The organism is Chryseobacterium sp. T16E-39, assembly GCF_002216065.1.
In the GTDB taxonomy this organism is placed as follows: Bacteria; Bacteroidota; Bacteroidia; order Flavobacteriales; family Weeksellaceae; genus Chryseobacterium.
Window position 1 is genome coordinate 180,826 of sequence record NZ_CP022282.1, and the last position, 21,776, is coordinate 202,601.

The 21,776-nt window shown below is 36.4% G+C and carries 16 protein-coding genes; 11 read left to right on the forward strand and 5 right to left on the reverse strand.

What is annotated here, in order from left to right; all coding sequences use genetic code 11:
* Nucleotides 1-196: 196 nt before the first annotated feature.
* The 8 genes from CEY12_RS00815 (at nt 197) to CEY12_RS00850 (ending at nt 12,114) form a co-directional block, all read left to right on the forward strand.
* Nucleotides 197-1,150, forward strand: coding sequence for a hypothetical protein (locus tag CEY12_RS00815; protein WP_089025891.1), 954 nt, complete (start codon nt 197-199; stop codon nt 1,148-1,150).
* Between the two features lie 38 nt (nt 1,151-1,188).
* On the forward strand, nt 1,189-1,527 hold the full coding sequence (locus tag CEY12_RS00820) for a hypothetical protein (protein WP_157676721.1): 339 nt from the start codon (nt 1,189-1,191) through the stop codon (nt 1,525-1,527).
* Nucleotides 1,528-1,727: 200 nt separating this feature from the next.
* Nucleotides 1,728-2,294, forward strand: coding sequence for a hypothetical protein (locus tag CEY12_RS00825; protein WP_157676722.1), 567 nt, complete (start codon nt 1,728-1,730; stop codon nt 2,292-2,294).
* A gap of 219 nt (nt 2,295-2,513) precedes the next feature.
* Nucleotides 2,514-4,880 (forward strand): TonB-dependent receptor, encoded by a 2,367-nt coding sequence (locus CEY12_RS00830; RefSeq protein ID WP_089025894.1) that lies wholly within the window; start codon nt 2,514-2,516, stop codon nt 4,878-4,880.
* A 14-nt stretch (nt 4,881-4,894) separates the two neighbouring features.
* Complete coding sequence (locus CEY12_RS00835; RefSeq protein ID WP_228409757.1) at nt 4,895-6,025, forward strand: PepSY-associated TM helix domain-containing protein; 1,131 nt, start codon at nt 4,895-4,897, stop codon at nt 6,023-6,025.
* 391 nt (nt 6,026-6,416) lie between these two features.
* On the forward strand, nt 6,417-7,667 hold the full coding sequence (locus CEY12_RS00840; protein WP_089025895.1) for an alkaline phosphatase family protein: 1,251 nt from the start codon (nt 6,417-6,419) through the stop codon (nt 7,665-7,667).
* A 15-nt stretch (nt 7,668-7,682) separates the two neighbouring features.
* Nucleotides 7,683-10,640: a SusC/RagA family TonB-linked outer membrane protein gene (locus CEY12_RS00845; protein ID WP_089025896.1), complete on the forward strand. Its 2,958-nt coding sequence runs from the start codon at nt 7,683-7,685 to the stop codon at nt 10,638-10,640.
* Between the two features lie 19 nt (nt 10,641-10,659).
* Nucleotides 10,660-12,114, forward strand: a complete 1,455-nt coding sequence (locus CEY12_RS00850; RefSeq protein ID WP_089025897.1) for a SusD/RagB family nutrient-binding outer membrane lipoprotein — start codon at nt 10,660-10,662, stop codon at nt 12,112-12,114.
* Nucleotides 12,115-12,256: 142 nt separating this feature from the next.
* On the opposite strand, the gene CEY12_RS00855 is transcribed toward CEY12_RS00850, so the two are convergent.
* The 4 genes from CEY12_RS00855 to CEY12_RS00870 form a co-directional block, all read right to left on the reverse strand.
* Entirely contained in the window at nt 12,257-12,652 is a 396-nt protein-coding gene (locus tag CEY12_RS00855) for a VOC family protein (RefSeq protein ID WP_089025898.1), read from the reverse strand.
* A gap of 132 nt (nt 12,653-12,784) precedes the next feature.
* Nucleotides 12,785-14,035: a serine hydrolase domain-containing protein gene (locus CEY12_RS00860; protein ID WP_089025899.1), complete on the reverse strand. Its 1,251-nt coding sequence runs from the start codon at nt 14,033-14,035 to the stop codon at nt 12,785-12,787.
* A 118-nt stretch (nt 14,036-14,153) separates the two neighbouring features.
* Nucleotides 14,154-14,810, reverse strand: coding sequence for an outer membrane beta-barrel protein (locus CEY12_RS00865; protein WP_089025900.1), 657 nt, complete (start codon nt 14,808-14,810; stop codon nt 14,154-14,156).
* A 98-nt stretch (nt 14,811-14,908) separates the two neighbouring features.
* Nucleotides 14,909-15,475, reverse strand: coding sequence for a Crp/Fnr family transcriptional regulator (locus CEY12_RS00870; protein ID WP_089025901.1), 567 nt, complete (start codon nt 15,473-15,475; stop codon nt 14,909-14,911).
* A 470-nt stretch (nt 15,476-15,945) separates the two neighbouring features.
* On the opposite strand from CEY12_RS00870, the gene CEY12_RS00875 reads away from it, so the two are divergent.
* On the forward strand, nt 15,946-18,714 hold the full coding sequence (locus CEY12_RS00875) for a M4 family metallopeptidase (RefSeq protein WP_089025902.1): 2,769 nt from the start codon (nt 15,946-15,948) through the stop codon (nt 18,712-18,714).
* A gap of 106 nt (nt 18,715-18,820) precedes the next feature.
* Here the strand turns inward: CEY12_RS00875 and CEY12_RS00880 are convergent, their stop codons facing one another.
* A complete protein-coding gene (locus CEY12_RS00880; RefSeq protein ID WP_089025903.1) occupies nt 18,821-20,263 on the reverse strand; it encodes a tetratricopeptide repeat protein in 1,443 nt (480 codons plus the stop codon).
* A 223-nt stretch (nt 20,264-20,486) separates the two neighbouring features.
* Here CEY12_RS00880 and CEY12_RS00885 point away from each other — a divergent pair, with 223 nt between their 5' ends.
* Nucleotides 20,487-21,071, forward strand: coding sequence for a Crp/Fnr family transcriptional regulator (locus CEY12_RS00885; protein ID WP_089025904.1), 585 nt, complete (start codon nt 20,487-20,489; stop codon nt 21,069-21,071).
* Between the two features lie 62 nt (nt 21,072-21,133).
* The gene (locus tag CEY12_RS00890) at nt 21,134-21,760 is read left to right on the forward strand and encodes an FMN-dependent NADH-azoreductase (RefSeq protein WP_089025905.1); all 627 of its coding nucleotides are present in this window, start codon (nt 21,134-21,136) and stop codon (nt 21,758-21,760) included.
* The last annotated feature ends 16 nt before the right edge of the window (nt 21,761-21,776 follow it).

Consider the following 21,776-nt stretch of genomic DNA (forward strand, 5'->3'; position numbering starts at 1 on the left):
TCAACAACATACCATACTGCTTCCAACGAGGCAGTATTTTTTTTGTGGTAAAATACTGTGTTTTCCGCGCTACGTGTTTCTACGTAACTCACCATTTGGTTATTTATACTATGAAATTTCAATCTTTTTCTCCGTTACTTTGGAGTGTTCGCAGAACTGAAACTTGATAGGATAACTAAAAAACTAAAATACGACCATGAAAATTATTACCATCACCTTACCCTTATCTCCGGATTATCATAATGCATCCGCAGACCTTCAAAAAAAAGGATATACCTTATCCTTTGAGTTGCAAGACGGTACCCACACTGTAGAGACGCCGTCCATACCTGTCGGAAAACTGGTGTATCTTGACAATACCAATCTGATGGCGCAGCTTTCTTTTACTTACAATTATGACGAAGAAAATAAAGTAGTGACCATCAGCGGTCCAGATTATACTGCAGAAGATGCCGTTTGCCTGACGACCTATCCGGAAGGAACTGAAGAATATGCTTACCAAAGAGGATCGGAAGTCAAGATCAGCACCCAAAAGTCATTGTATAATCCCAACTGGAACTATAATACACCGATGACACCTCAACTGGATCAGCTTTTTGCGGATACGGTGAAGGAGGCTAACCAGGCTTTAATTGATGCTTTCCTAAAAGAAGAACTGACAGTTCAGGTAAAGACCACACCTCCCGCACTGACTCCCGAGGAGCATGATGAGCTTAAAGTCGTGTATCAAGATGGTGTTTTTGCCGGATTTTATAACCCGGAAGAGCATTATGGCGGTGAGTTTGTCGTAAGGTCTATTTTTTCTGTGTGGGGTGGGGAAGTTACCTTCAACAAAAATGAGAATTTTGCTAATGTCATCGGCAGTACCAACGATCCCAAGATCGCAGGTAAATCATGGCTAAAATTGTGGTGTGATCAGTTTGGAATATATCCTGTAAGCTGTAGCTCTCTCAATTACAGTCCGGTTACCTGTAATACAAGTCTTGTAGGAGGGCACGTGATCCTGGGAAAAAAGGCACAAACTGTACCTAAAGGATCCAATAGTGTTTACATTATGCCGATTTGTACTGCTCATAATAACAATAACAATGTGTATATGGCGGCTATTGTTTATCAGAAAGGAATCTGGCTGAAAAATTATCTGAATTAAGAGTTTACAAAAAAATAATAACCAAAAATATCAACAATATGGTACACTTAACATTGCGGTCCGTTGAAGAATGCATCATGACCGCGTATAATCAATACCTTAAAGGTAAAGACGGAACGATTACATGCCCAACCATTGACAATGGTAAGGTAACAATCCAGACCGTGATCCGTAGCTCTCAGTTCGACTGTGGTTTTGCGGGGAACCAAATGAATAAAGCTGATAAAGCCAACCTTAAACAATGGTGTGCCAGCAATCCCGGAGGAGGCTGGGCTTTCGGATTCAGAGATACAGATGCTAATCATCCGGATAATATCAACGTTACCCTCATTAATAAAACAAACCTGATGTTTAATTTTCATGTTTATCTCTATTAAATAAGATTGTTTTTCTAAATATAATTCCCGGCAACAAGTTGCCGGGTTTTTTGATCATTTTAGATCAAATGTAAAAGGTTTGATTTTTCTTTATCTTTAGAGAATGATGAACATGTCAAGAACTGGAAGGACCCCTATATATTGAATGAATAGGATTTAAACCTCATTCAGACAAGAATGTTATAACTTAAAAATCGTAAATGAATAAGAGTACAAAATTTTTAGTGGTAATACTGATGCTAGCTTGTTTTAATGTATTCTCCCAAACTATTAAGAATAATGGTAGTTTTTCAATAAACCCATTTATTAATTCTTTTATTGAAAATCTTATCAATAAAGAGACAAATTTAGATAAGAATTATCTTACATTAATAAGTCTTATAGATAAAGATGGAAACTATAATATTGATTTGGAACTTACTACAGGAAGCATAGAGACTTTAAAGGTCGCTTCTTCTAAAGAAGAAAAATTAGCCTATGGGAATATTAAAGTTCTATTGATTGGAAAAACAAGTGATGATTTGAAATTTTTAAAGAGATCAATAAAAAAAACGATTAAGGTATTCACCAATAAAGATTTATCCAAGAACAATATGGGCTTTTTTGACGAAGATTATGTCTGGAGTACATTTTTCGATAAGAATAGGAAATTAATATATGTTTACATCCCTGAAGAAAAAGAATCAGCTGATGAGATTTTTAAGAATTTAAAAACGAAAATAAGACTAAGTCCCAAATTTAGAAGTATGGGCTGTAATTGTTTTTAGTTGTATCGATCAAAATACACCCAATACTGCCTGAATAAAGCAGTATTGTTTTTTAGAGTTATCCCTACTAAATCACTTTGTTGTATTCCCTGTAATCAGCCACTAATCAGGGATATATTAATTTTTATGATATTTTCCTGAAACGAAAATTTTGTCTTGTTTTACTGAGTTAAATTCCAGTAATTTGCACGCTATTAATAATAAGACTAAATAATAATAATGAAGTTGAAATTACTTATTCTAATGATCTTCTTTTCTACGATGGCGTTGGCACAGGAAAAGGAAGGAAATAATGGTTCAGTGAAAGGGACTGTAACAACGGCAGACGGAAATAGTGGGCAGGGCGTTGACGTTAAGGTTAAGGAACTGAATATAACTACTACCGCAGGAGCTGATGGTAACTATGAACTGAAAAACCTTCCCCCTGGAAAATATACGATATTGGTTGCCAAAGGAAAATCTGATGGCTATTCCCAGGAAATAGAGATCACCCCTGAAAATGAACATGTTCTTTTGAACATTCAATTGGATTACTCATCCCAAAAGCTGGAAGAGGTCATCGTAAGTTCAGGAGGGAACCGTTTTGCTAAAAAAGAAAGTGATGATGCTTCAAAAATGCCTTTGAAGAACATGGAAAATCCACAGGTTTATTCCATTGTAAGCAAGGAGCTGATGAAAGAGCAGAATATTACAGATTATAACAGTGCTTTTAAAAATATTCCGGGAGCTGGTATTGCGGAAGTAAGAAACCAGGGAAGAACAACGAATATGTCCCGTGGATTTCCAACCCCACAACTGGTAAGAAACGGAGTAGGGAGTTTTACTTATAATTCCATCGATCCTGCGAACCTGGAGCGTATAGAAGTGATCAAAGGGCCTTCAGCAACTTTGTTTGGAAGTACGATCTCTTCTTTTGGAGGATTGTTCAATAGGGTAACGAAAAAACCATTTGATACTTTTAAGGGTGAGATATCATATTCAGCAGGAAGCTGGGATCTGAACCGTTTTACGGCAGATATCAATACGCCGCTGAACCCGGAAAAAACAATGTTGTTAAGATTCAATACCGCATTTCATAGCGAAAACAGCTTTCAGGATGCTGGATTCAACAGAAGCTTTTTATTAGCACCTAGCTTTTCTTATGCGGTGAATGACAGGCTGACCTTCTTATTGGATGTAGAATTTGGGATCATGAAAGGAACTTCACCCACCAGGTTGGCTCCATACATCAGCAAGGACCCGACGAAACCAGCATTGGCTACAAGTATCGAGGATATGAACATTCCTTATACCCGTTCTTTTGCTAATAATACAGTGAACTATACCGGGCAGCAGTACAATATTTTTGCCCAGATGAAATATAAAATATCTGATACATGGAATTCTCAGACAATCGTTTCACGAACAAGATCTGCATCAGAAGGATATGTAGTATCATTATCTGCCTTATCAGACACAACATTAAGACAGTCGGTAACAAAGCAGGATTATCCGTATTATGGAACTGATATTCAACAGAATTTTATCGGGGATTTTAAAATCGGGGAACACAGAAACAGAGTCGTGGCAGGATTGGATTTTTACAGTCTGAAAGCTTACCGTAATGATGCAACCGTAAATATGCCTGCGATCGACTACAGAAATCCGGGAGCTGCTTACAATAACTTTACAATCTCTAAAATAGAACCGCTATTTGACAATGTAACCTTCAATAATTTTACATCCAACAACGAGCAGACATACAGTGCGTATGTATCTGATGTATTTAATGTAACCGATAAATTCATCGCGATGGCAGGGGTACGATTGGACAGATATTTCAATAAAGGGTCTTATTACCCTGAAAAAGATCTTACCGTTGGAGATTATAACCAGACTGCATTCTCTCCCAGATTTGGATTATTGTACCAGTTGATTGAAAAGAAATTATCTTTGTTTACCAACTATATGAATGGTTTCAACAATGTAGGAGGTTCCGATTTTAATGGAAATCCTTTTAAACCAAGTCAGGCCAATCAGTGGGAAGGCGGGGTGAAATTAGACCTTAATAAATTCAGTGCTACGGTAAGTTATTATAACATCAGGGTAACGAATATGACGAGACCTGATCTTGACCATACGGAAGCAAGTTTCCTTATTCAGGATGGAACACAGTTGAGCAAAGGATTTGAAGCTGAATTGATCGCGAATCCGGTTCCGGGATTGAATATCGTTGCAGGATTCAGTTATAACGACAGTAAATATACAAAGGCGAGCGCTGATGTAGATGGCTTAAGACCTTCTACGGCAAGTTCTCCAACAATGGCAAACATTTGGGCGAGCTACCGTTTCATCAATGGCCCTTTAAGTGGCCTTGGAGTAGGAATCGGAGGAATTTACGGAAGTAAATATTATCAGACCAACACCCATACCTTTACATTCAGTATTCCTGAATACACGGTATTGGATGCTTCTGTTTTCTATGACAGACCAAAATTCAGAATCGGGCTGAAAGTGGATAACTTAACCAATGAAAAATATTGGTCGTACCGTTTGGCAGCTCAGAACCCAACAAGGGTAACGGGTAGTTTTACATTTAAATTTTAATCATAAGAGATCCGGTGGCGAATAAGACATTTAAAAAAGCAATACGACAGATCCATTTGTGGCTGGGATTAGCGACAGGGATCATTGTCTTTGTGATCTGTATCACCGGATCTCTCTATGTTTTTGAAGAAGAGATAAGGGATGCAACCGGCAAAGAATTAATGCATGTGGAGCCCCAATCTCAACCTTTTATAGGATTGGAAAGCATCATCCTGAATTTTCAGAAGATCACTCCTAAAGACAAGATCACTTCGATCAGGATCACGGAAAATGAGCCCGGTGCTACAGTTCAGATCCTGAATAAAAAGAAACAAATTTTCTATTTTAATCCTTATACTGGTGGTTTGATAGGCAAACAGGGCCGCGACTGGCTGAATACCGTGTTTGACCTGCATACTTCCCTAATGTTAGGCGAAACAGGGAAAATGATCCAGGGCTGGAGTGTAGTGATCTTTTTACTTATGCTGATAACAGGCTTGGTCCTTTGGTATCCGGCACGCATAAAACAGGCAAAACAAAGTCTGACGATCAAGTGGGAAGCTTCTGTAAAAAGGAAAATTTACGATTTCCATAATGTTTTGGGATTCTATGCTTCCATTCTTTTAATCATCCTGGCGCTTACCGGAATGTATTTCGCTTTTTCCGGAGTTAAAACAGCAGTGGAGATGGTAACCAACTCCAAATTAGGTAAGGGGGATTCTTCTATAAAAATGGCCTTCGATCCGAAAGCTAATTTAGCGGTACGATACAATACCATTTATAAAACATTGACTGAGAAGTACCCTGGTGCTATTTCGATGACCTATTCGGTAAGAAAAAAAGATGAAATGCGTGTACGGATGATCTATCCTTATCAATGGTCACGAAAACAAAATACCTTCTTTTTTAATCGCAATACCGGCGAACTTCTACGCAGTAAACTATACAAAAACAATAATGCCGCTGATACAGTGGAAGCTGCGAATTACGACCTCCATACCGGAAAATTTTTCGGAATTATTGGAAAGATCCTGTGGCTTTTAGCATCACTGATCGGAGCGTCTTTGCCTGTAACCGGTTTCATTATGTGGTGGAACAAAAGGAAAGCAAAAAAGAAAAAACCGAAGAAAAAACATCATCATAAGGTTTTGAAAAAGGTTGTTTGAAAATACAATGCTGATTAAATAATGATAAAAAAGTACTGCTTCTATTGGGCAGTATTTTTTTTTGAAGTCAGGAGTGGGTAAATGACCTGAAAAATTAAAAAATTCCCTGCAATTAGAATAAGCATTAAGTTTAAAAATAGTTCACAACCTACTGAATGTTAATTATGGTTAAGCTTTTATAAGATGATTAATTGCTCTGAAGAAAAATAGTGTGTGTAAAATTGTTATTTTATTAAAATAATATTCTTGCTGTAAGTATTGTGTAAGCAATATTTAGATAAATTGTCTGTAAAATTTTAATTAAAGTTAATACATCCCGTGGTTTTGTTAATACTTTGTTAAAAGATAGTCTGTGATTTTTATAGAATTTTGCCCCAATAAAAAATGTCGCATGAATCTTATCAAAACTTCCTTATTTATTTTCCTTTCTGTTACCGGTTCCAATGCTTTTGCTCAGAAACATTCACCGCAGAAAAAAGTGGTCTTTATCATTGTAGATGGTATTGCTGAAGATATGCTGGGTAAAACCAAAATTCCTAATCTTGATAAAATAAAAAAAGATGGTGCATTGCTGAAAGCTTATGTGGGAGGAGAAAAAGGAGGTTACAGCGAAACCCCTACGATTTCGGCAGTAGGGTATAACAGTTTACTGACGGGGACATGGGTAAATAAACACAATGTTTTCGATAATGATATTAAAGACCCTAACTATAGTTATCCTACGATTTTCAAACTATTGAAAGATCAGTTTCCTAATAAAAAGACTGCTATATTTTCAACGTGGGAAGATAACCGTACCAAATTGGTTGGTGAGAATCTGGATGCAACAGGGAAAGTAAAGGTGGATTTTGCTTATGACGGAATGGAAAAAGATACCAAGAATTTTCCACATGATAAGCAAAGGAGCTATATCCGTAAAATCGATAGTTTGGTTGCCGGAAAAGCAGCCAACTATATTACAGAAAATGGACCGGACCTCTCATGGGTCTATTTAGAATTTTCCGATGATATGGGGCATGGATATGGAGATGGTGATATTTTGTACAAAGCAATTTCTTTCGAAGACCAGTTGATCGGGAAAATATATGAGGCGGTGAAAAAACGTGAGGCAAAACACGGGGAAGACTGGTTGTTTATAGTCACTACAGATCATGGAAGAACGGCAGATACCGGAAAGGGACATGGTGGACAAAGCGACAGAGAGCGTAATACCTGGATCGCTATCAATAAACCGAACATCAATACATACGCAAAGAACAATCGTGTAGGGATTACAGATATATTGCCAACGATCACAGACTTTATGAGCATTAAAGTCCCTGAAAAATTCCAACAGGAAATCGATGGAATTGATTTACTTAAAAGCAGAACAGCTTACGATTTGAAAGCTTCTTTGTCATCTGATAAGACCCTTGAACTTACCTGGAAAACGACAAGTCCTTCTAAGGAGCTTGGAGAAGTATACATTACCGATACCAATAATTTCAAAACCGGAGGCAAAGACCTCTATCAGTTATTGGGACAGGCTGATTTAGGAAGCGGCAAATTTACTTCAAAACTAAAAATTAATAATTCCAATGTCTATAAGATCGTTCTGAAAACCAAAGAAGGTTTTCTGAATACCTGGATCACAACCAAATAAATAAGGAATCTACTTATGAAATTATCGCTTTTAATCGGGCTGGGCTTAGTCTCCGGTCTGGAGGTCTATGGCCAAAATGTACAGAAAATAGACCGTATTGATACGTTAAACACCCACGAAAAAAAAATCGATGAGGTGGTTGTTACAGCCCTGGGAATCAAAAAAGATAAGAAAGCCTTAGGGTACGCAGTACAGGAGGTAAAAGGGGATGTTTTTGAAAAGGCAAAAGAACCTAACTTCATCAATTCATTATCAGGGCGTGTTGCCGGATTGAATATCAAGAACAGTACAGACCTGTTTCAGGATCCGGGAATCAGCCTGAGAGGAGCGAAACCGCTTATCGTTATCGATGGAGTTCCGGACAGAACCGCTGATTTGTGGAGAATCAACGCGGATGATATCGATAACATTAGTGTATTGAAAGGGCCTACTGCTTCGGCATTATATGGATCTGTAGGTAAAGATGGAGCGATAATGATTACCACGAAGAAAGGGAAAAAAGGGAAAATGAGCATCTCCTTCAATAATTCAACGATGTTTCAGACTTCCTTTATCCGGATTCCGAAGGTACAGACTACTTATGGCGGGGGAAATAACGGAAAATATGCTTATGTAGACGGAAGTGGTTCAGGAAGCGAAGGTGGAGGATGGATCTGGGGACCAAAACTCGATCAGAAAGACCCTTCTACACCAAGCGGATACTATGAAACCCCGCAATACAACAGCCCGATTGATCCTACGACAGGGAAACCGATACCATTACCATGGATCTCCAGAGGGAAGAATAATATCAAAAATTTCTTCGATACCGGAGTGATCCAGTCTAATAATCTGAGCGTAGATTGGGGAAGTGATAAAGCAACCTTCAGACTTTCCTTATCCAATATTTATCAAAAGGGAATCGTTCCTAATACCGATCTGAAAACAACTTCGATCAGCCTTGCAGGTTCTATGAACCCTACTGAAAAACTTACGATCAACTCAACCTTAACTTATAATAAGGAATACACTTCCAACTTTCCTGAAGTTGGCTATGGACCTACCAACTATTTGTACAATCTTGTACTATGGACAGGAGCTGATGTAGATGTAAGGGATTTGAGGAATTACTGGGTAGCAGGAAAAGAAGGTTATCAGCAAAGGCACTACAACGTCTCTTATTACAATAACCCTTATTTTCAGGCTTATGAATACCTGAGACCTTATTATAAAGATAACGTGATGGGTAACGTGAACCTGGAATATAAGATTCTTCCTAAATTATCTGCCAAAGCCCGTGTCGGAACGAATATTTATGCGCTGAACCGTGAGTATCAAGAACCGAAAAGTTACATTGGATATGGAAATAAATCATTAGGAAACTATACCCAAATCAATGGAAACTATTTTGATATTACTTCAGAAGTAGGGCTTAAATACCAGAACAGATTTTCAGATAACTTTATGTTGACAGGAGAAGGGTACTTATCCAACTATTACAGAGAACAAAAAAACAGTGAAATACGTACCGATGGATTGGTAAGTCCGGGTTGGTACAACCTTTTTAATAGTATTGGACCACTGTTTGCACCAAAAGAAGGAAACCGGAAAGAATATGAGCAGATCAACAGTGCGTATGGCTATGTAGATATGGAGATTTATAAAGCATTTTTTCTGAATATGACTGCTCGTTATGATAAGGTGTCAACCCTTCCGCAGGGAAATAATGGCTATTTTTATCCTTCAGTTTCGGGATCAGTAGTACTTAATCAGCTGTTCACAATGCCTGACTGGATCAGTTTTGCGAAAGTGCGGGGATCTTTGGCACAGGTTTCCAATGGTAAACTGGCGAATGATACCTATGGTTATATTTCAGCTTTTCAAAAAAGTGATATCAGCTGGAATGGACAGTCTACATTCTCTTTTGGGGATGTTCTTATTGATGCTACTATAAAACCTGAAACTTCAAATTCCTGGGAAATAGGAACAAACATTTCTTTTCTGAAAAACAGGATCAATCTGGACGTTGCCTATTATCAGACCCGCGATTATAATAACCTGGCAAAAATACCTTTGTCTGAAGGGGCGGGATATAAAACCTACCTTACCAATGGAAATGTTTTTCAAAGAAAAGGAGTGGAATTTACGCTGAATGCAGATGTTATAAAGAAATCTGATTTCAGATGGAGTACCCAGCTGAATGTAAGCCATTACAGGAAGTATCTGAAAGAGGCTTATGGTGGAAAAGACTATACGACGATTTATAACCCTGCTAATGGAAGGGATAATTTCATAAGAGTAGGTGAAAGAGCCGACAAGTTAACAGCGATGCCTTATGAAACCTCTCCTGATGGACAACTGGTGTTGCAGAACGGATATCCTGTGAATTCCACAGCACCATTCGAATCCGCTATGGGATATTCTGATCCTGACTGGACCTACGGATTATCAAATAATTTTGGTTATAAAAACTTCTCACTCTCTTTACTGTTTGACGGAAGACTTGGAGGGACCATGTATTCTACCACCAATCAGAAAATGTGGTGGGGTGGAATTGCACCGGGAACTGTTAATCAGTACAGGGACGATGCCAATGCCGGAAATAATACCTATATCGCTCCTGGAGTAAGGGTTGTGAGCGGAGCAATTACTTATGATCAGAATGGGAATGTAAAATCAGATACCCGTGTTTTCGTTCAGAACGATGTTGCAGTGAACTATAATGCTTATATGCAAAGTACCAGCAACGCTTTTGAAAGCAATTACCATTATTACAAACAAACCTTTATCAAATTAAGGGAGATCACGGTTACCTATGATTTTGCGAAATCTTTTGCAGAAAAACTGGGGGTATCTTCAGCAAGTGTTTCCCTGATCGGGAGAAATCTATGGCTGTCTTCAAAGATTAAGAATGTAGATCCTGACTCAGGAGTGGATCAGCTTCAGACACCTGCAACAAGAAGTTTTGGAGTTAACCTCAATGTAAAATTCTAATGATAAAAATACTATAGAAATGAAAGTAGTTAAAATATATATATTGTTATCGGTTGCTTTATTAGGGCTTACGGGCTGCAGCAGAGTGGATGATTTCCATGATGACCCAAACCGTCCTAAAAGTGTAGATGCCGAAAATATCCTTCCAGGAATTGAAGTAAGTGCCTTTAGCAATATAGAAGCTGAAGCAGCATTGGCATCAAGGCAGCTTACCTATATCAATGGGGTAAGTTCTCAGCAATATTACAACTGGCAGAGAGGCTCATTTGGTGCTTATGATAACATCAAGCAGGTGGAGAAGATGGTAGAAGAAGCAAATAAAAAGGGCGCAAAAGAATATATCGCATTAGCCCGTTTTTTCAGATCTTATTATTATATATCATTAACGGAAACATTCGGTGATATTCCATATAGTGAGGCAATAAAAACAGATATTTTCTATCCAAAATATGATGATCAGAAAAGCATTTATAAAAATGTGTTAGCAGAGCTGGCACTGGCTAATACAGAGCTCTCAAACCTGAACACAGTGATCAGGGGAGATCTTATTTATAATGGGGATGTGCTTAAATGGAGAAAGCTTATTAATTCTTACAGATTAAGAATTTTAATGGACTTGTCGAAAAAAACAGATGACCCCGACCTGAATGTGAAGCAGACTTTTGCCGGTATTATTAATAATCCGGCTCAGAATCCTGTTATGGAAACAGTAGAGGAGAGTGGGCAGTTACCTTTCTATAATGTGGTCAATAACCGTTATCCTTATTTCAACAGTAATGATTTGCAGACAGCCTATTATATGGAACAGAGTTTTGTAGACAAACTGAGGACCTCTAAAGATCCAAGGCTTTTTAAGATGGCGGAAAAGAAAACGAGTACAGTAGGAACCAACCCTGCAGATCCGTTTAGTTTTTATGATGGATTATATGGAAGTGGTGATTTGGGGCAGAATTCTACTAAAGCATCCAGCGGTCTGGCATCCAGGATCAATCCAAGGTATTTTAATGATCCGATCAATGAACCTACTTTATTAATGGGATATACTGAATTACAGTTTATATTGGCAGAAGCTGCAGTTCGTGGCTGGATCAGCGGAAATGCGGATACCTATTACCTGAAAGCAATCAATGCTTCTATGAGTTTTTATAAGATAAGCCCGACTGACATTGCTGCCTATCTGGCACAGCCAGCAATTGGTCTTCAACCGGGAAAAGAGATAGAAATGATCATGGATCAGAAACATACAGCCATGTTCTTTAATACGGGTTGGCAAATATTTTACGATCAGAGAAGAACAGGATTTCCCAAGTTCAATACAGATGGACCCGGTATTCTGAACAATGGAAAGATTCCTAAAAGATGGATGTATCCTTCATCTGAAATCACTAATAACAATGCGAATCTTAATACTGCGATTACGAAACAGTATCCGGGTGGTGATAATATCAATGAAACCATGTGGCTGATTAAGTAATACGATACGATAGGTTTTATTTTAAAATATTTTATCGTCTTGCAGAAGATTCCGATACATTAAAAAAAACACCTGCTTCAAAGAAGCAGGTGTTTGCTGTTAGATATAAAATAATTGATATGATGAGATTAAATTGAGTGGATTAGCTAAATTTTTTAATGGCTTCAGGACTCACCGGAGTAAAAAAGTTGATGAGGTTCCCATCCGGATCACAAAATAAAAGAGACCGGTTGCCCCAAGGCATTGTGGTCGGTTCCTGAATGATGTCAGTAGTAAGATCTTTAATCTTTTCATATTCATCATCCACATTGGTGACCATAAATTCTATAATACTGCTTACATTACCTGTGGATTCCAGCAGTTGATCGGTAAACATCTTCATAGTTCGGGTACTCCCTATCGCTATGGTAATAGAGCCAGTGGAAAGCTCAGCAAAATCTTCCGTATACCACTGAGCTGTTAATCCAATCGCCTTTTCATAAAATTGAACCGATTGTTTAATGTCTTTTGTAATAATTCTTATTGATGTAAATTTCATAGGATGTATTGTTTGAATAATTTTAAACAAATGTACAGCAGATCGATGACAACAGTTTGTCAGGAGTATCTGGGTCCTACTTTTATTTTTGAAAGAATTATATTTTTTTGCCTGTCCTGTTAGACCGAGCGTTTATCTTTTGCTATTCTCCTTCGCTGTAATTATTGAATCGGTATGTTGAGCAATGGCCTGGAACATTTTCAGTCTTCTGGAATCCCCGGTAGGATCCTCTGTGTAGTCAGCATATGCAGAATTGGATGCAATAATTATTTTTCTTTTGGGGTTTATGTATAACGTCTGACCATAGATACCTATAGCTGAAAAGTCCATCCCTTCCCGGTTGATAGGAAACCACCATTGATTTTTATATCCTTCCTCAGAGTCAGAATTACTTCGTTTACCAGGCATCAGCTGAGATTTTGTGGGGGTAATTGATTCTTTGATCCATTTCTCAGAAAAAATGGATTCTCCTTTACTGTTTTTTCCTCCATTCAGCATTAGTAATCCTATTTTAGACCAGTCCCGTGTGGATATAATCAATCCACCATACGCAAGCGGATTTCCTTTTTTATCAACCAAAAAGTAAGCATCATCTTCCGCATAGATTTTATCCCACAGTGAATTTTTAAAGAAGTCTTGGATAGATTGGTTGGTCGCACCTGCGATTACCATACTCAATACCTGTGTATCCATACTTGTATATTGATTGTAGATTCCTTGTGGGCGTTTTCTTGTCATTCGTTTTGGATAATCATTAAGAGAACCTTTTAGTGTAGAGAGGATAGATTGTACGACATCAGAACGAATATCTCCGTAATCTTCGGACCAATTGACTCCTGAGGACATATCAAGAAGATTCTGGATTTTTACCTTCTCATAGACTGTTCCTTTAAGAGCCGGGACATATTTTACTACAGGGTCTTCGAGGCTTTCTATATATCTTTTTTCATAGGCAATTCCCGTGAGTAAGCTTATGATTGATTTCGTACCCGAGAATATGATAACCGGTTTTTGTTTTTGGTTGTTCCTGTAATAATACTCTGCAATAACTTTCCCATCCTTGATCATTAATAGTGAAGTAATCGCTCTTTTTTTTATTTCTTCAGAAACATTGTATATTTTGTTTTTAAAGACAAAGTCTTTAGGAAAAATGTCGTTCCCTAAAATATTTTTGGGTACCGAATAGGGCTGGCTGCTCTTATTAAATTTAATAGAAGGATACTGATCCTGGAGACTTCGGAAGTTTTCAGAGATATTTTTTTTATCAAATACTTCTGCGTACTTCTTAAGTAAAAACATATCATCAACTTTATTTTTTAAAAGGTATGCTATACATGCAGCTACCAATAGAACGATACTGCCGATAATGATTTTCTTTTTCATATTTTATTTTTTAATCAAAAGATTATTCAATCACAAATTGACTCAAAATGAAGCGATAAATTTTTAATTAATATTAAAAAAGGATCATTTGAATATTTGCTGTTTTTATATAGTGAAATTATAATATGGCTTTAATCCCTATCAAAGGGCTTACTCCATTTAAGTGGGTTAATGAATTGCTGGAAATCCCGGGAACAGTATAGAACAGACATTCCCCTAGAACGATAAAGGTTTTAGAAATCACATAATTGACGCCGATTCCAAAGTTTAGATAGAGATTATTTGAACTTTTCGTTCCATAGTTGATCTGGTTGTCGGCAGAACTGTAATGAATGGAAGGTTCTTCGATAAGTGCTATACCGGATCCTGCAAAAAGAAAAGGCTGCCAATGTCCATACATTCTTTGGTATCCGATATCCAATCCGATGTTTGTACTGTTTGTCTTTACATCAACTTCGGATCGTAGCGAGTTAAAAGAAAAGCTGGCCTTATAATTAACGGTTGTCTGGCCTAGCTTAAGTCTTGTGAAATATTTGTTATTGTACGTTAATTGAATAGAAGTTACGGAGTTTGAACCTATCGTATTCTTAAATCCATCTGTGCTGCTGTATGGAAAAAATGCTCCAAATGTTCCTCCAAAATCAAAATATATTTTTTTGTTTTCCGTATTCAGTAAATCCTGAGATTTAAAGCTGGCAGGTAAAAGACATAAAATGATGAAATAGATAATATATTGTTGAGATAAAATTTTTTTAAGTGACAGATATAAGGGCATGTTAGATATTTTATTATCTGACAAATAAAAATCATTTTAGCTCGTATTTCTTTAATATAAATTAAAAAATACACGCTAAATAACATGGAAAATAAGGACTAAAGCTTAGTGTTGGCTCTTATGACACTTAACGTCTGTTGGGTTATTCCGAGATATGAAGCAATATGTCCCAGGGATGCCCTCAATATGAGATCGGGAAAATTTTCCATAAGGTCTTCATATTTATTCTGTGCAGACTGGAACTGTAGATTGTATACCCGGTCTGCAAGTATTTTTATATGGTAAGCCATTATCGTTCTTACAAGAGTATTAAGTTTTGGATGTGCATCCAGTAATGATTCTATTTTGGAATAATCAACGATACGTATACTGCAGTTTTCCAATAACTGGTAGCTATAATGATCTTCCTGGTCAAGAAATACATTTTCCACAGATAAGAAAAAAGTGTCTTCTGCAAAAAAATAGTCTGTAATATCTTTTCCGTCTTTATAATAAAAAATACGGACCAGTCCTTTTTCAATATAAAAGACCTGTTTAGATCGATTACCACTCGATAGCAAGATATGATTTTTTGGAAATTCCTTATAATCAAAGGCCTCATCAAGCAAAGTAATGAGTTCCTTTGATAATCCCATTTCTTTTTCAAGATATACACTCAAATCCATATAAAAAGATATGGAACAAAATTACTGTTTTTATACTATACGAATAAACTTAATCTTATGGGGAACATTAAAAAAAATTGAATTTAATGATATGTGATTTTATATGCTTTATGATTTTCAAAAATGATAATTCCATTATCGTAGATTTTTGCAACTAATATGTGTAAAATATTAGGGAAAAACTATGGTGAAATATTAAAATACAGATATTGTATCTACTTAAAATTTGCTCAAAATAATTAAGTGAGATTATTTTTTTGTTATTGGTTGATTTTTAATATTGTGATTTTCAATTATTTGTGTAGGTGTTATATGTATGTAATACCCCAGAATTACAGCTTGTAATTGATTGGATTGTATACTTGTGAAATCAAGAATCATGATCAAGTGAATTGTGCAAAATATCACTTTTATAATGACTATTGAAATGTGAAACTTTTTTTAAAAACAACCAAACAAAAGATTTATTTATGAAAAACAAATTAACTTTTGCAATTTTTATTCCACTGTTAGTAAGTGGTATTTCTTTGCACGCTCAACGATTTATTGAGCAAAAAATCACTAGCAATGACGGAAGGTCATCATTTATTACATTTAATTCTGGTACTGCTGCTAAAGATTTAGCTTTATCGGATAATAAGAAATTCTTCTCGGAGGTTTTAAACCTTCCTGCCGGATCTGAAATGGTTAAAACTGAATCAGCAAAACTGTTCAGTGATTTTTCTGATGAAAGATACCAGCTTTACCACAATGGAATTAAGGTTGAGTTTGCCAATTATATATTGCACTATATAAAAGGTAACTTGGTAAGCATGAACGGTGAAATGTATGATACAGGTAATGTAAATACCCAGCCGACTGTCTCAGAATCTGCCGCACTTAATACAGCTATAAAATCTGTAGGCTCTAAAACGCTGATGAGTACTACTCCTTATGGAAAAGAAATCGGTTATCAGCCGAAAGGTGAGCTTGTTTTAATTCCTGTTGAAGCGTCCAATGGAAAATACAGGCTTATTCTATCATATAAGTTTGATATTTTTTCAGCTGAACCTTTTGTAAGATCTCATATTTATGTAGATGCCCAATCAGGAGCTGTACTGCTAAATGATCCGATCATGAAGCATGCTGGAGAAAATGCCCATGGAAAAGAATTGAAAAACAGTGCTTCTATTGGAGCTGAAAATAAAACAAAAGAAAATTTTGCATCAATTTTTGTTGCGGGAACTGCCCAGACAAAATACAGTGGAACTAAATCCATAGAAACCACCCTTGTGAATGGTAAATATACTTTAAGAGATAATACAAGAGGAGGGGGAGTAAATACCTATAACAACAATAATGCAAACTATACCAGTCTTACAAAAAACGATATAACAGATACTGATAACAACTGGACTACGGCAGAGCATTCTTCAACAGGGAATGATGTTGCATTAGATGTGCACTGGGGTGTAGAAAAGACCTATGATTATTTCAAAAGTGCATTTAACAGAAATAGCTATGATAATCAGGGAGCGGTATTGAATAGTTATGTACACGTAAGAAATTCCTGGGAGAATGCAGCATGGACAGGAAGCGCAATGGTATATGGTGACGGAGCTACTAACTTTAAGCCCCTTGGTGCATTTGATGTTACAGCTCACGAATTGGGACACGCGGTATGTCAGACCACAGCGAATCTTGTTTATCAGAGAGAGTCAGGCGCTATAAACGAAGGACTTTCTGATATCTGGGGAACAGTAGTTGAAAATATGTATGCACCGGATAAGCAAAACTTTTTAATTGGTGAGGATATTACTAAAGTATCACCTAATTATTTAAGATCGATGAGCAATCCGAATTCAGGATTATCAAAACAGCCGGATACCTACAAAGGGACTTATTGGAAAGATGCCAGTAATTCATGTACTCCAAATCCTGATACCAATGATAACTGTGGAGTTCACTATAACAGCGGTGTACTGAACTATTGGTTCTATCTTTTGGTAATGGGAGGTTCCGGAACAAATGATATTGGAAGCAACTTTACAGTGAGCGGAATAGGATTTGAAAAAGCGGCCAAGATCGTTTATAGATTAGAAACTTCTTATCTTACTTCCAATTCTAATTATAATAATGCTTTAACGTACGGAATTCAGTCAGCTAAAGATCTTTTTGGTGCTGATTCAGCAGAGCATATTGCAACGCAGAATGCATTTTATGCGGTAGGTTTAGGGCAGGCATACACGGGTGGAGGAAATCCAACAACAGATACTCAGGCTCCTACTGCACCTCAATTGACATCATCTTCTACAACACAGAATTCCACCGTACTTTCATGGAGCGGTTCTACAGATAATGTAGGAGTAACCGGCTATGATGTATACAGAGGAACAAGTCTTTTAGGATCTACTACAACAGCTACAACTTATTCAGTAACAGGATTGTCACCTGCCACTTCTTATAGCTTCACGGTAAAAGCCAAAGACGCTGCAGGAAATATTTCAGGAGCAAGTAATACTGTAAATGTAACCACTCAATCTGGTGGAACTACGACGACTTATTGTTCATCTTCAGCCAATTCTACATCTGATGAGCGTATCAGTAATGTGAAATTTGCAGACATTAATAAAGCTTCAACCGGAACAACAGGATATGAGAACTTTACTTCTACAGTAGGAAATGTTGTAAAAGGAAATACCTATTCTATCAGTATCACTCCGTTCTGGTCGTCATGGACGTACAGTGAAGCATATGCTGTTTATATCGATTATAACGGTGATGGTGATTTTACAGATAGCGGAGAGCTGGCATGGTCTAAAACAGCAAGTACAACATCTCCTGTTACAGGAAATATAACCATTCCAACGACAGCGATTACAGGGAATACAAGAATGAGAGTAATTATGAGATACAACTCACTGCCAACTTCATCATGTGGAACGTTTGATTACGGACAAGTTGAAGATTATACATTGAGAATAGCTTCAGCAGGTGGAATCAGTTCATTGATTTCTGAGTCTGCAGCTACGAATAATACGATCAGCGTTTATCCAAATCCGGTAAATGATGTTATTAAGATTAAATCTGCTTTCAATTCCGAGTTCAAATATCAGCTTATTGATGCTCTTGGAAAAGTAGTGTTGTCAGGAGAGACACAATCTCAATCTATTCATGTAGAATCATTACTTAAGGGAGTTTATATACTGTCATTGGATAATGGTAAAGAGAAAAGTACTCAGAAAATTATTAAAAATTAATCACTGATTTTTAAAGATTCCTACGGGATTAAAAATAAATGAATATCAAACAGCTGTGGAATTATTTCCACGGCTGTTTTTTTTAGATAGATATAATAGATGTTATTTAGATATTCTTCATCCAGATGTAAAGATCTTCTTCGGAGGAGATCTGTAATCTTTTTCTTAATCTGTTTTTTCTGATCTGAATAGATTGGGGCTGGACAAAAGTAAAGGTGGCAATATCTTTTGTGGAAAAGTTAAGATAAATAAAAGCACAGAACTTTAATTCTGAATTTTGAAGCTGAGGTTCAATGCTTATTAACTTAGGAAACAAAGCCGGATATACTTCCTGAAATCTTGTAATAAATGAAGGATCATCGCTTTTAGCCAATTGTATCACTTCATCAAAAGCAAGATTTAATTTCTGAGACAGTGCTTTGCTGGCATTTTCCTTTTCATTGATATTATTGATTAAAATATTTTTTTGCATTTTATGAAGCCGCCTGTTAACTACTAAAACAATAATCAGCAGCAGAATAATTACAGTAGCTGCAAGCCCCCAATTGATAATGTACTCTGTTTTTGCTTCTAAAGGTTTTCGCTTTTCGTCAACAAGAAGCTGAACTGTGTCTTTCAAGTTTTTATCCTCGGTTTCCTTAATTTTGTCATTGAGAATTGTATACAAGCGTAAATTATCCTGTGCATTTTTTGAATCACCTACTTTATGGTAGGCATCTGAAATGAGTAAATACAAATCCGGGAGATAATTAGACCCTTTTATTTTCTTTGCAAGTTCTATTGATTTCTTATAATAAGATATAGCAGAGTCATATTTCTTTTCAGCATTATTGATCTGTGCTAAAATTTTATAGGTTTTAAACTCGTAAAATCCCAGATTCGTTGGCAATGACTGGACTGATTTAATGAAGTATTTTGCGGAGTCTATCTTTTGTTCCTTGATTTTAACACCGGCCAAATTCAATGTTGCTATTTTTAAATTGGTTTCAAAACAGGAGCAGATCTTTTTCTTCTTTTGCAATATATTAATCGCCCTTTTACCAAAAATAGTTGCCGAATCATAACTTTTTTTATCACAATAAGTGGTAGCTAAATCAATCATTGCTATTGTAGACTGATATATTTTTGCCGAATCATCCTTAATTTCGCTGGCAAGAAGAATATTTTTCTTATACTTTACTATCGCTTCGTCATACATTTTAACGCCATAATAATTATTACCAAATAATCTGTTGATATCAATCTGGGTATTGAGATCTTCAGTCGTATTTTCCCTTTCCAGTAAATGCAGATAATAGATGCTTTTTTTGAATTGATTAAGCCTGTTATAACCATAAGAGAGATTCAGGCCAGCCGTCACTTTACCCTTGGAATAATCAATAGCTTTTGCCTTTTCAAATAAATCCAGGCTTGTGGCAATGAATTTTTCGGTATCTCCGGAGGCAAAAATAGTTTCAGTCTGTTTGAGTTTCTGATCGATTTCTTTGGTCGTCAGCTTTTGAGAATAAAAGGAAAGGGGTAGCCATAAAAAAAGTAAGAGTTTTTTCATTATTATAAATATCGTAATTGTGGTGAAAAATGGTTTTTATGCAACGAATTCGTTGCAATTCCTGAAAAATACAAATATTTTTTGTGTTTTTTGTTAAATAGTGCATTTTTATTTAGTGCATGTACTGATCAGGTGTATATTGGAAACGACAGAAAGTATATAGAACCATCTGAGAATATTCGTGTAAATTTGTTTAGCATAACCATTAATAGGTGAACATCACATGAAAGAAAGTGCTTTAATAAAAAATATTTCGAGGTATGTAACCTTAACCGCCGAGGAAGTTTTAACTTTTGATAGTTTCTGGACTGAGAAAACACTGGAAAAAGGAGACTATCTTTTAAGAAACGGAGAGGTTTGCCGGTATGATAATTACGTCATTTCAGGTCTGTTAAAAGCATTTTATATCAATTCTGAAAATGGAAACGAAGAAATTCTTTATTTTTCTATCGATGACTGGTGGGCAACAGATATCGACAGTTTTTCCAAACAAAGAGCTTCTATCTACAATATACAGGCACTTGAAAAAACAACTGTTTTGCAGATTAGCTACCATTCCTTTCAGCAGCTTTTGAGTAAAATTCCGAAATTGGAAAGGTATTTCCGCCTTATATTGGAAGGCTATCTGGTTGCCATGCAAAAGAGGATCATTTACAATAATATTTATGATGCGGAACACCGTTACTTTGATTTTTTAGAAACCTATCCCAATATTGCTTCCAGAGTTCCTCAGTATTTGATTGCATCTTATTTAGGAATCTCAGCTGAATTTATAAGCAGACTGCGAAAAAAAAATAAATCCTCTTGAACTAGGTCAATTTTTCTTTACTTATTAATCGGGAATTTTGCTTCATAATAATTACGAAGCATATGAATAAAGTATTGATCATTAACGCAAGCGTTAGAAATGAAAGATCCTACAGCCGGAAACTGTCTCAACTTTTTGTAGACAACTGGCAGTCGAAATATCCTGAAGATCTGTTCACTTACAGGGAAGTTGGAACCGAACTCATTCCGGGGATAGATGAATCATGGATTGCAGGAGCTTTTACGAAACCCGCAGACAGAACCGAAGAAAATCAAAAAGCATTGAAACTAAGCGATGAACTGGTGGATGAGTTGAAAGCACATGATCTGTATGTGATTGCAACCCCTATGTATAACTGGTCGCTTCCCAGCGGATTGAAAGCATACATTGATCAGGTGATGAGGTTTAATAAAACCTGGAAGTTCAGATCGGGAGTTCCTGATGGTGATTATGTTGGTTTACTTGAAAATAAAAAAATATTTATATTATCGAGTAGAGGAGATACCGGCTATGGAGAAGGAGAGAAGAATGAACATATGAATTTTCAGACAACCTACCTGAAATTTATTTTCGGAATTATGGGAATAAAAGACATAACAGTATTTTCTTTGGATAACGAAGAATTTGGTGGGGAAATATTCGAAAATTCCAAAAAAGAGATTTTTGATAGAATAAGTTTAATTGAATAAAAGTGGGATTTTTTTA